The 12,532-nt window shown below is 40.7% G+C and carries 12 protein-coding genes and 1 pseudogene; 10 read left to right on the top strand and 3 right to left on the bottom strand.

Annotated features, from left to right (window positions below):
- Window positions 1–228 precede the first annotated feature (228 nt).
- From LZG71_RS22510 to LZG71_RS22495, 4 genes are all read left to right on the top strand, one after another.
- Complete coding sequence (locus LZG71_RS22510) at window positions 229–675, top strand: hypothetical protein (RefSeq protein WP_233824206.1); 447 nt, start codon at window positions 229–231, stop codon at window positions 673–675.
- 228 nt (window positions 676–903) lie between these two features.
- Window positions 904–1,458, top strand: coding sequence for an REP-associated tyrosine transposase (locus tag LZG71_RS22505; RefSeq protein WP_233824204.1), 555 nt, complete (start codon window positions 904–906; stop codon window positions 1,456–1,458).
- A 377-nt stretch (window positions 1,459–1,835) separates the two neighbouring features.
- Window positions 1,836–2,645 carry a hypothetical protein gene (locus LZG71_RS22500; RefSeq protein ID WP_233824202.1) on the top strand — a complete coding sequence of 270 codons (810 nt, stop codon included), beginning with the start codon at window positions 1,836–1,838 and terminating at the stop codon, window positions 2,643–2,645.
- Between the two features lie 168 nt (window positions 2,646–2,813).
- Window positions 2,814–3,614, top strand: coding sequence for a class I SAM-dependent methyltransferase (locus tag LZG71_RS22495; RefSeq protein WP_233824200.1), 801 nt, complete (start codon window positions 2,814–2,816; stop codon window positions 3,612–3,614).
- Between the two features lie 151 nt (window positions 3,615–3,765).
- Here the strand turns inward: LZG71_RS22495 and LZG71_RS22490 are convergent, their stop codons facing one another.
- The gene (locus tag LZG71_RS22490) at window positions 3,766–4,296 is read right to left on the bottom strand and encodes an NAD(P)H-dependent oxidoreductase (RefSeq protein ID WP_233824198.1); all 531 of its coding nucleotides are present in this window, start codon (window positions 4,294–4,296) and stop codon (window positions 3,766–3,768) included.
- 97 nt (window positions 4,297–4,393) lie between these two features.
- Here LZG71_RS22490 and LZG71_RS22485 point away from each other — a divergent pair, with 97 nt between their 5' ends.
- From LZG71_RS22485 to LZG71_RS22460, 6 genes and pseudogenes are all read left to right on the top strand, one after another.
- Window positions 4,394–4,750 carry a helix-turn-helix domain-containing protein gene (locus tag LZG71_RS22485; RefSeq protein WP_233824195.1) on the top strand — a complete coding sequence of 119 codons (357 nt, stop codon included), beginning with the start codon at window positions 4,394–4,396 and terminating at the stop codon, window positions 4,748–4,750.
- Between the two features lie 279 nt (window positions 4,751–5,029).
- Window positions 5,030–5,755: a hypothetical protein gene (locus tag LZG71_RS22480; RefSeq protein ID WP_233824193.1), complete on the top strand. Its 726-nt coding sequence runs from the start codon at window positions 5,030–5,032 to the stop codon at window positions 5,753–5,755.
- Window positions 5,756–5,773: 18 nt separating this feature from the next.
- Window positions 5,774–6,043: pseudogene (locus LZG71_RS22475) on the top strand (OmpA family protein); the annotation flags it as partial.
- 49 nt (window positions 6,044–6,092) lie between these two features.
- Entirely contained in the window at window positions 6,093–7,334 is a 1,242-nt protein-coding gene (locus tag LZG71_RS22470; protein WP_233824189.1) for a serine hydrolase, read from the top strand.
- A 206-nt stretch (window positions 7,335–7,540) separates the two neighbouring features.
- On the top strand, window positions 7,541–7,879 hold the full coding sequence (locus LZG71_RS22465) for a PadR family transcriptional regulator (protein ID WP_233824187.1): 339 nt from the start codon (window positions 7,541–7,543) through the stop codon (window positions 7,877–7,879).
- Between the two features lie 26 nt (window positions 7,880–7,905).
- Window positions 7,906–10,638, top strand: coding sequence for an ABC transporter permease (locus LZG71_RS22460; RefSeq protein ID WP_233824185.1), 2,733 nt, complete (start codon window positions 7,906–7,908; stop codon window positions 10,636–10,638).
- Between the two features lie 91 nt (window positions 10,639–10,729).
- Here the strand turns inward: LZG71_RS22460 and LZG71_RS22455 are convergent, their stop codons facing one another.
- Both LZG71_RS22455 and LZG71_RS22450 read right to left on the bottom strand, forming a co-directional pair.
- Window positions 10,730–11,125, bottom strand: a complete 396-nt coding sequence (locus LZG71_RS22455; RefSeq protein WP_233824183.1) for a VOC family protein — start codon at window positions 11,123–11,125, stop codon at window positions 10,730–10,732.
- A gap of 270 nt (window positions 11,126–11,395) precedes the next feature.
- Complete coding sequence (locus tag LZG71_RS22450; protein WP_233824181.1) at window positions 11,396–12,508, bottom strand: T9SS type A sorting domain-containing protein; 1,113 nt, start codon at window positions 12,506–12,508, stop codon at window positions 11,396–11,398.
- Window positions 12,509–12,532 lie beyond the last annotated feature (24 nt).

Below are 12,532 nucleotides of genomic sequence, written 5' to 3'. Positions count from 1 at the left end.
GCCTTAACTACATTATTTAAGCGAGGTTCCAAAATGTTTAAATACACATAATTGCAACCTTAATTTGAGGGTATTATAGTACACATAGGCTATTAAAAACATTCATCAAGCCTCCCAAAACGATGATAATTACCCGGAAGATTTGTCACCTATCGATGTGTTAGCATTATTAAGTCCGTAAAGCAGTATTTATACCTGATTTTTTAGAACTCGACCATGATAAATAAAATGCTCCTTAAAACCAAATTGATAATTGTTTTGATGACCGTTCTGGCAGGATCATGCTGTACAAAAAAATATTGTATAGGTTCTGACGACATGGATTATATTCAGTTCAATAACTTCCTAAACAGCGAACTGGATACGATTACTATACAACGATTCAGCAAGAATAGCAATTTTGCTACTGTTATGGAGGATATAACTGTGGTAACCAGCAATTTCTCGGAAGGATCAGATTTTCAACACATACAACTTCCTGTAAGATTGACAATTGACTATGATTATATAGTGAAACTTAACAGTACCGGGGAGAATTTCACCATTTCCGATTTTGTGTCAAAAAAAGAAGACTGCAATACGGGATTTATGTGTAATGATTCCTACAATGCTTTGAAAAGTTATCTGGTAAACGGAAATCTGATGAGTACTTACCAAATCGAAATAAGCAAATGAAAAATTAAATGAATTGATCCGGCAGAAAACTTTTCTTTGTGGATTTAATTGATTCTCTCCAAAGGTTTGATGGATCTGTCTAAAAAAAAATAGTTTCTTTCCATAGCCTGAGTCCCTCAGCTATTCGCAGTTTAAAAACTGCGAATCAAGCCTGCGCGGCCCGGATAATCAACAGTCTGTGACGGTCTTGAAAAGTTTTCGTCCCTAGGAATACAAATCAAATTACCTATGGCTTTTGCGAGAAGAATTGGAGATCCAGAATCCCTGTATTTTGTCACTTTTGCCACCGTACAGTGGGTTGACGTATTTACCAGAAGCACTTACGTTGATATCGTATTGGACAGTTTAAGATATTGCCAAAAAGAGAAAGGTTTGAGAATACATGCTTGGTGTATCATGTCTAACCATGTGCACTTGTTAATTACTACAAAATTAGGACACCATCCCTCAGACTTTTTGCGGGACTTTAAAAAATTTACTTCTAAGAAAATTATTACCTCCATTGAAGATAAAACGCTTCCTGAAAGCAGAAGGAATTGGATGTTATGGTTGTTTCGCACCGCTGGGCAGGATAATTCAAAAAATCAGATTTATCAATTCTGGCAGCAAGAGAATCACCCCGTTGAAATATTTAGCAATAAATTTATGGACCAAAAACTCGCATATATTCATGATAATCCTGTAAAAGCTGGCTTGGTAGATGATCCTTGGGAATATCGCTATTCCTCAGCACGTGACTACATGAAAAACCAAAGAGGTTTATTGGACATTGAGTTTCTGTAACTTACCGTCATAGACGGTAATGTATCTTGAGTGCGGAGTGTGGACACTCCGCACAACTTCGCAACACTTCGCACAACTGGGATCAAACCGCCCGTTTCACGATCTGCGGTGACGATTACCAGCGATACTCCGTTGCTTTCCGTGGCCTATGTCCCACAGGGCAGATACAGGCAGCAAATTCCCAGCCGACCTTTAATTACCTAAATTCGGATTTGGAAGTTCTTTCATGTAAGGAATGGTCTGAAACTAATGTTCTGCTGACTTTGCTAATTTTGCATTGCACAGTTACAGCGGAGCCGACATTGTTTGTGACACTCCTCAGATCCAACTTTCAAAAACAACCTTCTAATTTTACCCCCACCACCCCCAATCCATCCATGAAAAAATCGATTTTGTACTTAACGGATTTATACTTTGAAGCGAAAGGCAGAAGATATTATGAGGAAGACTTATATCTGACAAACGTTTTGAGGGACGATTATGAGATATTAATTTGTCATCCGTGCGACTCGGAGAAGTTTGAGACCCAGGTTGACCTGATTATATTCCGCAACGCTGGCCCGGTTATGAATTACAAGCGCTATTTTGACGCTTTTGTAAAACGTGTGAATTCTGGTCTTTTGTCCTACAACCCCATGAACGGCAAAGCAGACCAGATGGGTAAGGAGTATTTGTTAACGCTTACTGCTGAGGGCTATCCGGTGATCCCGACGATTGAAAACCTGAAAGATTTGCACAGGTTGCCGGATGTTGAAAAATACATGGTAAAGCTGAAAAACGGAGCGGATTCTATCGGGATGCAGGTCGTGGATTCTCAGGCATTACACGAGGTGGAACTGACAGGATCAATCGTTCAGCCGTTTATCGATTTTGAGTACGAGGTTTCATTTTACTTCATTGATCAGGATTTGCATTACTCCTTGTATGCGCCGGATAAAAGCAAACGATGGAATTTGGAACAGTATGAAGCAACCGCAGATGATGTAGCTTTTGCAAAGCAATTTATAGGCTGGAATAACCTTTCACATGGTATACAGCGCGTGGATGCGTGCCGGTTGCCAAACGGCGATTTGCTATTGGTCGAGCTGGAAGATTTAAATCCGTATTTGTCCATCGGCTTGTTATCAACGGATCTGCGGGATCAATTTGTAGTCAATTTTAAGAATTCCATTCAGAAGGTGATTTGAAATGAGGAACGCCTCACCGCCCGGATTCGAAAACCAGTAACACTTATTCAATTCATTCGCCCCCTATTTTTGTAACCATATTACATTGTTAGTTAACCAAATATCGATTTTCGTCTTTAAATGATACCTTTGTAACCTACTCTTACTTTAATCAAGGCGTTTTAGACTATGGAATCTGGTAGCATAAGAGATCTATTTTACAACCACCAGGGCAACCTGATTCATAAATGGGATCATTATTTCGATGTTTATGAAAAGTATTTTTCTTCTTATCGGGGAAAGCAGGTGAACATCCTGGAAATCGGTATTTCCCACGGAGGATCACTTCAACTCTGGAAAAAATACTTTGGTGAAAATGTTCATATCTATGCTATTGACATAAATCCGGATTGTAAGAAGCTGGAAGAAGAGAATACGACCATATTTATCGGATCACAGACTGATGAAGAATTCTTAAAGCATGTGTATGACCAAATTCCCCCTGTTGATTTTATTATTGATGACGGTGGTCATACTATGGAACAGCAGATACTGTCTTTCGAAATGTTGTATATGAAAGTGAAAGAAGGTGGTGTGTACATTGTTGAAGACACACATACTTCTTACTGGGATGAGTTTCATGGAGGGCTCAAAAATCCCGGGACTTTTATTGAAAAATCAAAAGGTCTTGTCGATTCCCTCTATGATCACCATGTTATTGACAAAAGTAAGGTGAGAATTGATGAGATTTCCCAAAATATTAATTGCATAACATTCTATGATTCCATGGTTGTTTTTGAGAAAAATCTCAGAAAGCAGCCCTTTCACAAGCAAATCGGAAAGAAAACCATTGTACCATATGAACCGACTTCGGAGATGAAACAACAGAAAGATACCCTTCTGTCCACTCTGAAATCTCTTTTCGTGAAAAAGAATGAGGAAATTCATCCATTTGCTGCCAACGACGGGGGAATCAAGGAAATCAAATGAGAGAATCCGGTGTACTAATCCACCTGGCTCTAAATTTCCGTTCAGGCTACATACCAATCAAAAGCACTGCTGTAAAGGCAGCCCTTTTGATTGGTAAACAACTACAAATCTGGCCATTATGTACTATGAACCAGATTTTTGGCACTGTTCATCAAAGCGATTCCAAAAAATCCAGATAAGACGGAACGCTCTGTTCAATCCACTCCTTTGATGCATTTTGGTCAATTCCGTAAAAAGCAAAGAATGGCTTGTAGTCGGCTTTTACATACTCAAAAGTAAGTTCGAAAGGACGCAGTAGCTCTTCCATTGTGTACTTGTATTGTTCCTCCGGTCCGTACTCATATTCTTCTAATCCGGCAGAAACCGCCAGAGCGATTTTCTTTCCAGCTACTTTATAGCCACTTTTACTGCCATATGCCCATCCAGATATCAAAACTTCATCAATCCATTTTTTGAGAAGCGATGGACAACTGTACCAGAAAACGGGGAATTGAAATACTATTTTATCGTATTGCTCTACCAGACCCTGTTCTGCTTTTACATTAATCTTTTCATCCGAATAAACCTTATGAAGCTGATGAATGACATATTTATCGGGATATTTTGTTAACTCTTCAAGCCATCTTCTGTTAACTACCGATTCTTCGATGTTCGGATGGGTAATAATTACTAATGTTTTCATCTCCTTATTTGTAATTTCTTCAAGACAAAAGTAAACGAGCTACCTCTAATTGTGTACATTAGCTACCAAATGTGAGGTACTATAAAAAATGTAAGTAATGAGCGCGATCAAGAAGTCATCAACCAATTTTGCCAACAAACAGGCACTTGCAGACGAGTGCCCGGAGGTTTATGCCGCCCTCATTATTGGCGGACAATGGGCTCTGGTAATCTGTTCCTGGCTATTGAATGGGAAACTGAGATTTGGAGAATTAAAGAAAAAGCTCCCCAACATTACCGAACGTATGCTTACGCTTCAATTGAGAAAACTGGAAGAAAACAAGATTGTGAAAAGAACCGTGTATGCGGAAGTTCCCCCACGCGTAGAGTACGAGCTAACGGAAATTGGTTATGATCTAAGGCCGGTGATCATGCAACTGGAACTTTGGGGTAATAAGCATAAGGAGCTGATTTAGGCATCGCTTCGCAACAATACCGTTTTTCCCACTTACAACAGCAAATTTCCAGCTTTTCTATAATCACCAAGTATTCAGATTTGGAAGTTCTCTTACATCGAATACAATCGCACGAACAAACACATTTACCTATAAATCAATTTGTTGCGTAAGATTTATCAGCATTTGGAATATCACCTGCAAATCCGTAGTCTTGTGTCAACGTACAATAACTACGTCAATACAGAAGTTGTATGAAGTATTTTGAACAAACAACGTACAATAAATAGAATTCAGATTATGATCAATTCAGGGACAAAATTGGTACTAACAGGACTGGCTTTATTTGTCATTTCGTGCAATAGCAGCGAAAATAAGCAGGATGAAAGCAAGCAGGATAGCGTACAAACCGAAACCTTAAGCACTACACAGCCAGATAATTCAGGAAAATTTGATATTAATTCTGTTCCCGTATCTGACAAAGATTTGGGCGAATTTCCATTTTTTAGTCTGCCAAAAGGTGTAGCGGAACAGAACAAGCCCGTTAAAAGAAGTTTTGACATGTTGTTTTTCCCTATTGATGGCGTAATGACTCCAATCGAAGGAAAAGTATGGAAAAGTAATATTGTAGAGACGAAAGACAGCGAGGAAAATTGGTCTTCGGCTTATTTCCTGAAAAGCTATGATGATGCAATCACTTCCGTGGGGGGAGTTAAGATTTTCGATGGAAAAGTTTCCCGCGAGGAATTGGACAGAATAAAAGACCAGGCGACTTATTTTGGTGAAGAAGGATCAATAGACTACTGGAACGATCCTGTGAGGACATATTTAATCCGGAGAGCAGATGGCGATGATGTATATATGCAGATTTCCAGTAACAATTCCAGCGGTGAACTTCAGATTTTACAAAAAGCCCCATTGAAGCAAACAATCACTTTATTAAAGTCCGACCAGATCCAAAAGGACTTAAATGATAAAGGCAAAGCGGTTCTGTACATCAATTTCGATACCGATAAAGCGACCTAAAAAGCCGACGGCAGAGAAGCGGTAGCCGAAATTGTGAAAGCGCTAACGGCCGATCAGACACTGAATATTGCCATTAACGGCTACACCGATAACACAGGCGATGAAAAACACAATCTTGATCTTTCCAAACAAAGAGCAAAAACGGTAAAAACAGAACTCGAAAAAAGCGGTATAGATGCGAAACGCCTGGTTTCCGAAGGTTTTGGGCAAAATAATCCAATTGCAGATAACAATTCAGAAGAAGGCAAAACACAAAACCGAAGGGTAGAACTGGTGAAAAATAAATAGCACAATCCTTCAACGTTGAGCTTCACTATACACACAACACTTCAATCATATGAAAATTACTTCACGGCATTTCTTAACGCTGGCGTTTGTCATCTGGCAATCTTATTCCTCGGCGCAGCAATTCCATTATACTGCCAAAGAAACAGAAAGTATTCACGATAGTATCAGCCAAAGCAGATGGGATGTCGGAGGCCGTTTGTCGCAATACAGTTTCAGGTACATGTCGGAGTTTTTCCCGACTGGCATTATTCATAAATCCAGTCAGCCGTATCAGTTTCGACATAATCCCATCAAATCTCTCGACACGATCAGTATCAAATCCGGGAAGGAGAAACTTTCTCTCGAAGCGTATTTAAAAAAATTACATGTCGCGAGTTTTATCGTTGTTCAAAAAGGCGCAGTTGTTTATGAGAAGTATTTTTCCATGCTTCCGGAAGATCGGCATACGCTTCAATCGGTAACCAAAGTAATAACGGCCTCCATCATTACGGGTTTAGTAAATGAAAAGAAAATCGACCTCAACCAATCTATTGACCAATACCTCCCAGAATTAAAGGATTCCGACTGGAGTGGAATCTCTGTAAAAGATATTCTGAACATGCGGTCGGGTATGGATATTCGATCCATTGATTTTGAAACGGGACCATTTACAAATCCTCAACATAAAAATTACCAGCTGGAATCAGCATTAGGTATTTTGCCAAAAGCAGACAATACCCCGTCTTCTGTTTACAAATACATTGCTGCAATGAAAAAAGATACGGTTCCGGGCTCAGAAGCTGCATATTCCAACATCAACACTTTTGTCTTAGGCTGGCTTGCTGAAAAAATTACAGGTAAGAAATACGCCGATTTGGTAACCGAAAGAGTATGGAAACCAATTGGCGCATCTTCCGACGCTTATGTATGTCTTTCTGACAAAGGTATAGCCTGGCCACATGGAGGGATGTCGGCAACATTACGTGACCTGGCAAGGTTTGGCATGATGTTTACAAACAGTGAAATAAAAGCGAAAAAAGAAAGCTTGATCAGCTTTGCACAAGTACAGGAAATCTTTGCAGCCAAACCCATCAAGAGTCCATTTGGTCCTTTAAAATGGGCATATCAATGGGATATGGCCCATGATGGCGTTATGTTGAAAACCGGTTTTGGCGGACAGGCTTTATACATAGACCCGGAAAAAGAAATTGTAATCGCTTATTACAACTACGTTGACAAAGACTGGGGCATGAATTTAATTTCTGAGTCTGCATTAGGAGCGGTCATGAAAACTGTAAACACAGACAGGTAAAAGACGGAGCATTCAGTTTGATTAAAGTAACGCTCAGCACCCTACTTCGCAAATTACCACCACCCCACCCACTGTTCGGACCCGCTCAACATCTGTTCAAAATCGAACACTTCATTTTAAGAAAAACGCCATTTAAACACAATGGGTCTAGTTTAAAGAATTGGTACGCCATTTGCTCTACATTATCGGAACAAATAGAAGCGTATATGAAACGAACCTTTCTGGGAGAGTTTGAAGAAGTGATTTTACTCACGGTTGCCGTTTTGGATGAAGATGCCTATGCGGTATCCGTCACCCAGGAACTGGAAAAGAAAACGGGAAGAACTGTTGGTTTTAGTGCCGTACACACCACCTTGCAACGTTTGGAGGAAAAGGGATTTCTCTCTTCCACAATGGGCGGTGCCACAGCAGAAAGAGGCGGGCGCCGTAAACGCTTTTTTACCGTAACCGCTTTTGGCCGGAAGGCTTTACAGGAAGCCAGGCAGGTTCGGGAGGAACTTTGGAATGCATTGCCGCCGTCGATGCTTCAACTGATGGGTGAATGAGCGAAAATCACATTACCGAATAAACAATGAGCGACAAAGAACCTGCACGCAAGGATGAAAATCCCGGACCTCCCGCCTGGGCCGCCAAATTACTAAGTCGATTATCGGATCCCGACTCCCAGGAGGAAGTTCAGGGAGACCTGCTGGAAATGTATGCGTACTGGCGTGCAACGCTGGGTGAACGGAAAGCCAGATGGAAATACATTGGCAATGTGTTCAAATTACTGAGACCATTTGCTCGGACGAAAAGATCAGAGGACTATCAGAAAACCTATTTATTTAGCCACGATATGATACGCAATTACTTCAAAATTGGAATTCGGAACGTTGTAAAAAACAAGGGTTACTCTGCCATCAATATTTTTGGACTTGCCATTGGCGTAAGTGCCTGCATTGTCATTTATCTTTTGGTCAACTTCGAATTGAGTTTCGAAAATTTCCAGGCAGACCGGGACAGGATTTACCGGATTGCCTCTGGTTTTCAAAATGCGGAAGGTGTTGAAAGCAAAAATGCGGGTTTGTCGGCACCGATGCCGGCCAGTATCAGGCAGGACGTTACTGCTTTGGAGAGTCTTGCAGCATGCCATGTGTGGTCGGCCAAAGCAACAGTAACTTCTATTGGAGATAAAAAAGAAATTCGCAGAAGCTGGAAAAATGATGACGCGGAAATATTGATCTGCGAGCCGGAATACTTTCAGATATTCAGATACGACTGGCTGGTTGGCAGCGCCGGAACCGCACTAAAAACGCCTAATGAGGTGGTCCTTACTCAGCAGGAAGCAGAGAAGTATTTTGGAAAAATGCCGTTACAACAGGTATTGGGAAAGCGGGTTTATTTCAGTGATTCGTTGGTTACTACAGTCACCGGAGTCGTTAAAGATTTACCTGCTAACTCAGATTTCAGGTTCAAAAATTTCATTTCTTTTAAAAGTATTGAGGGCGGCAACTGGCGTAAGGAATTCCAGCTGGATGAATGGACGAACACAAATTCGAGCTCCATGGCTTTCGTGAAAGTTGCAAAGAATACCACTGCAAGCCAGATCAACAGGCAGTTACCGATTTTCCTGAAAAAGCATCTTGACCAAAAAGATGAGTGGAACGTAGGAAGATCACTGAGCTTACAACCGCTTGCCGACATTCATTTTAATAAGGATATCCAGGATAATTTTTCCAGACAGGCGCACTTGCCTTCCTTGTACGCGCTGATGGGTATCGCTGTGTTTCTGCTGCTGATTGCCGCCATCAACTTCATTAATTTGGCAACGGCTCAATCCATTACCCGAGTCAAAGAAATTGGGGTACGGAAAGTTCTGGGTAGCAGCAGAAAAAGCCTCATTCTTCAATTTCTTTGCGAGACCTTTATCATTACCATGGTTGCCGTGCTTCTCTCGGTTTGTTTTGTACATCCTATACTGAACATGTTTGAAGCATTTGTTCCAAAGCAATTCATTTTTAACATTTTCGACCCTGAACTGCTGGGATTCGTAGCGCTCATCGCTTTTCTTACCAGCTTACTGTCTGGTTTATATCCTGCCTGGGTTATCTCGTCGTACACGCCGGTTTCTTCACTGAAAAGTCAGATTTCAGCAGGACAAAGCCGCACTGTTTTGCTTCGCAAGTCGCTGATTACTTTTCAATTTGCAGCTTCGCAGATCTTTATTCTGGGGACAATTATCATGGCTGCTCAGTCTCGCTTTATGCTCAATAAAGATCTGGGTTTCAAAAAGGACGCCATTATCCATTTTTATACCGACTGGCACGATTCTGAGCTTGATAAAAAAGAAATCCTTTTAAGTAAGCTGCGGCAGTTTCCCGAAATTGAGCGTGTCAGCATCGGCTCCACTCCTGCACGAAACGGCTATTCCACCAATCGCATCAGTTATTTTGATGGCAAAAAAGAGATTAAACTAGACGTACACAGACGAGCGGTAGATGATGACTACATACCATTGTTTGGGTTAAAACTGGTTGCAGGCCGAAACATCACAAACAGTGATACAGCCAAAGAATTCGTAATCAATGAAACGTATGCCAAGAAGTTGGGTTTCAAAAAACCGGAAGATGCAGTTGGAAAACTGCTGACTTATTCCAGCGGAAAGGGAGACTTAAAATTACCAATCGTGGGAGTAATCGCAGACTTCCACCTGCAATCTTTACGTACTTCGATCCAGCCGCTCTATCTGTTATCGGAAAATAAGTACGAACGGGCAGTCAGTGTTAAAATCCGGAGCAATGGAAAATCGGCTGCCGAGTTTAAGGCAGTTCTGGCAAAAATGGAAAAAACTTACAAGGAGGTGTATTCAACAAGCGAGCAGGATTTTTCGCCTTCGTTTTTTGATGATACGCTTGCCAAATTCTACGAAAAAGAAGCACGCCAGGCTCAGATTTTGAACACAGCCACGGGCATTGCCATTTTGATTTCATGTATGGGATTGTTCGGTCTGGCTGCTTTTGTTACGCAGCAACGGACCAAAGAAATAGGAATCCGTAAAGTATTGGGCTCCACCATTTATCAGATCGTAGGCCTTCTATCCAAAGATTTTTTAAGGCTGGTTGTTTTGAGCATTGTCATCGCCTCTCCTATTGCCTATTGGCTCATGAAAAAGTGGCTGGAAGACTTTGCCTACCGGGTGGATATTTCCATCTGGATTTTTGTAGTGGCAGGTGTTGCCTCCATTGTGATCGCGATCCTGACGGTAAGTTACCAGTCCATTCGTGCGGCTTTGCTCAACCCGGCAAAATCACTGAAAGTGGAATAGGCAGAAGCAAAACCGCATCAGGTAAAACATATTATTGAAAGAAAGTAAAAACGGATTGGTGTTTTATCAGTCCGTTTTTGACTGTCTATCCCTATATCCCTTCCATAAAAAAGACATTATACTTATGCCCATCCGGGTCGGAAAAGACAAAACCGTAGTAGCCTTCCCCAAATTCTTCCGGCCGGGAAATAATGTTTCCTCCTGCCCTGCTAATCTCTTGTTCCCAAGAGTCAACTTCTTTTTTGCTTTGAGCACCTAGCGTGAATATAATCTCATTTCCTTTTTGCAGATCCGCCAACTCACCTTTTAAGGCAGGTTTAAGCGCGGCATTGAGAAAAAAATTGATCACGAAATTGTCATCTCCAATGGTAAAGCTGGTTAGGTCTTTGGCTGTACCGTTGAACTTAAATCCTATTTCGGTGTAAAATCTGGTAGTTCTCTCCAAGTCAGCAACACCCAGGTTGGCCCATATTTTTTTCGTCTTCATAGTTTATTGGATTACAAAAGTATGTTTGGAAATTATGTGAAATTTCAAAACATAGCCAATTGGTTATGATGAAAACAGACACTACTCTGCAAACTCCATTTTATAAAGCACTAAACTGAATTTCGCAAGACTACTTTCAAATTATGAAAACTCAAAACGAGTAGTTCGAATGATATGGAAATAATTATGTAATTGGATAGTTTATCTAGCCAATTCTGGTCTGATATATTCAATTCCCTCAATAAACTTAAACACCAATAGATTACTATCTCACTTTACCACAGAGAAACGAAAGTTCGAGTACTGTCCATTCTGGTAAAGAACTTTCAAAACGTAATGACCCGAGTTCAACCCTTTCATATCTATCGTATTATCATCTTTCAAGGTTAGCTTGAACTCTCGTCCGGCACTGTTATATATGCTGGTTGATTGGACTTTTGAGCCGAACGTCTGTGGAATAGTGAGCACGCCTGCCACTGGATTAGGATAGACGTTATCCACAGCGGATATGTTAACAGAGACAATTTTACTAAATGCAAATGTATCGTCATTGTCCACCATTTTTAGTCGATAATAATTGGTTCCTCTTATTGGACTACCATGATCGTATAGGTATTTCTTCAAGCTATTACTTTCACCATTTGCATTAATAACTGCAATCTTGCTCCAATTTTTTGAATCGATTGAATGCTGAACTTCAAACTCCCTGCTGTTTGCTTCTGCTACGGTACTCCAATCCAGCTTTACAATCTGTTCAGAGGCTTGAGCGCCAAAATGGGCAAGTTTGACCGGTAAATAGACCAGCATATCTATTGTTTTCACGTCATTCAACTCTACTGAGCTTCTTATTTCACTATTGGATGCCACAGATGCAACACCATTGTAAAAGGTATTATTAAGATCTTTAACCTCAATATTATCTATCATTATGGAATGGGTAAAATTTTGCTCCCAATTGCCGTCCACCAGGCTAACATCTACCAATTTTTCGTCCTCAGGCATGCCAACATAGTGATACAAATAAAGATTAAATTTGAAAATATTAATTTCCTGATTTGGAGCGAGTGAAATTGCTTTAGAGCCTGTCCAAGTGGTAACATTATAGATTGACCCAAAAGAGTTGACCTGACTACTTGAAAAATTCCCCTCTGAATTAGGCAAAGTTTGAATATCCTTTGGCGATGCCGGTTGCCACTGTGATACGCGAAAGTTCATCAAAAATTTAGTCAGGTTTCCCGAATATGTGGCCGATCCATTATTACGAATTGAAACAATAACTTCTGAACTATTGGCACCCCGGTTGAGGGTTGTTCGAATACCCTGCGCCTGAGTCGAAAGAACAAAACAAGCGCAGATAATAAGCAGTGATAATAGTAACTTCATCTTCTTTGAGTTAAGGGACTTCGA

Origin of the sequence: Dyadobacter sp. CY312 (genome assembly GCF_021390535.1) — a bacterium.
GTDB lineage: Bacteria > Bacteroidota > Bacteroidia > Cytophagales > Spirosomataceae > Dyadobacter.
This window is presented reverse-complemented; position numbering and strand designations above follow the sequence as displayed.

What these genes read in the sequence shown, in the direction of transcription:
- LZG71_RS22510 (WP_233824206.1), top strand. Translation starts at nt 229, where the DNA reads ATGCTCCTTAAAACCAAATTGATAATTGTTTTGATGACCGTTCTGGCA.
- LZG71_RS22505 (WP_233824204.1), top strand. Translation starts at nt 904, where the DNA reads ATGGCTTTTGCGAGAAGAATTGGAGATCCAGAATCCCTGTATTTTGTC.
- LZG71_RS22500 (WP_233824202.1), top strand. Translation starts at nt 1,836, where the DNA reads ATGAAAAAATCGATTTTGTACTTAACGGATTTATACTTTGAAGCGAAA.
- LZG71_RS22495 (WP_233824200.1), top strand. Translation starts at nt 2,814, where the DNA reads ATGGAATCTGGTAGCATAAGAGATCTATTTTACAACCACCAGGGCAAC.
- LZG71_RS22490 (WP_233824198.1), bottom strand. Translation starts at nt 4,296, where the DNA reads ATGAAAACATTAGTAATTATTACCCATCCGAACATCGAAGAATCGGTA.
- LZG71_RS22485 (WP_233824195.1), top strand. Translation starts at nt 4,394, where the DNA reads ATGAGCGCGATCAAGAAGTCATCAACCAATTTTGCCAACAAACAGGCA.
- LZG71_RS22480 (WP_233824193.1), top strand. Translation starts at nt 5,030, where the DNA reads ATGATCAATTCAGGGACAAAATTGGTACTAACAGGACTGGCTTTATTT.
- LZG71_RS22470 (WP_233824189.1), top strand. Translation starts at nt 6,093, where the DNA reads ATGAAAATTACTTCACGGCATTTCTTAACGCTGGCGTTTGTCATCTGG.
- LZG71_RS22465 (WP_233824187.1), top strand. Translation starts at nt 7,541, where the DNA reads ATGAAACGAACCTTTCTGGGAGAGTTTGAAGAAGTGATTTTACTCACG.
- LZG71_RS22460 (WP_233824185.1), top strand. Translation starts at nt 7,906, where the DNA reads ATGAGCGACAAAGAACCTGCACGCAAGGATGAAAATCCCGGACCTCCC.
- LZG71_RS22455 (WP_233824183.1), bottom strand. Translation starts at nt 11,125, where the DNA reads ATGAAGACGAAAAAAATATGGGCCAACCTGGGTGTTGCTGACTTGGAG.
- LZG71_RS22450 (WP_233824181.1), bottom strand. Translation starts at nt 12,508, where the DNA reads ATGAAGTTACTATTATCACTGCTTATTATCTGCGCTTGTTTTGTTCTT.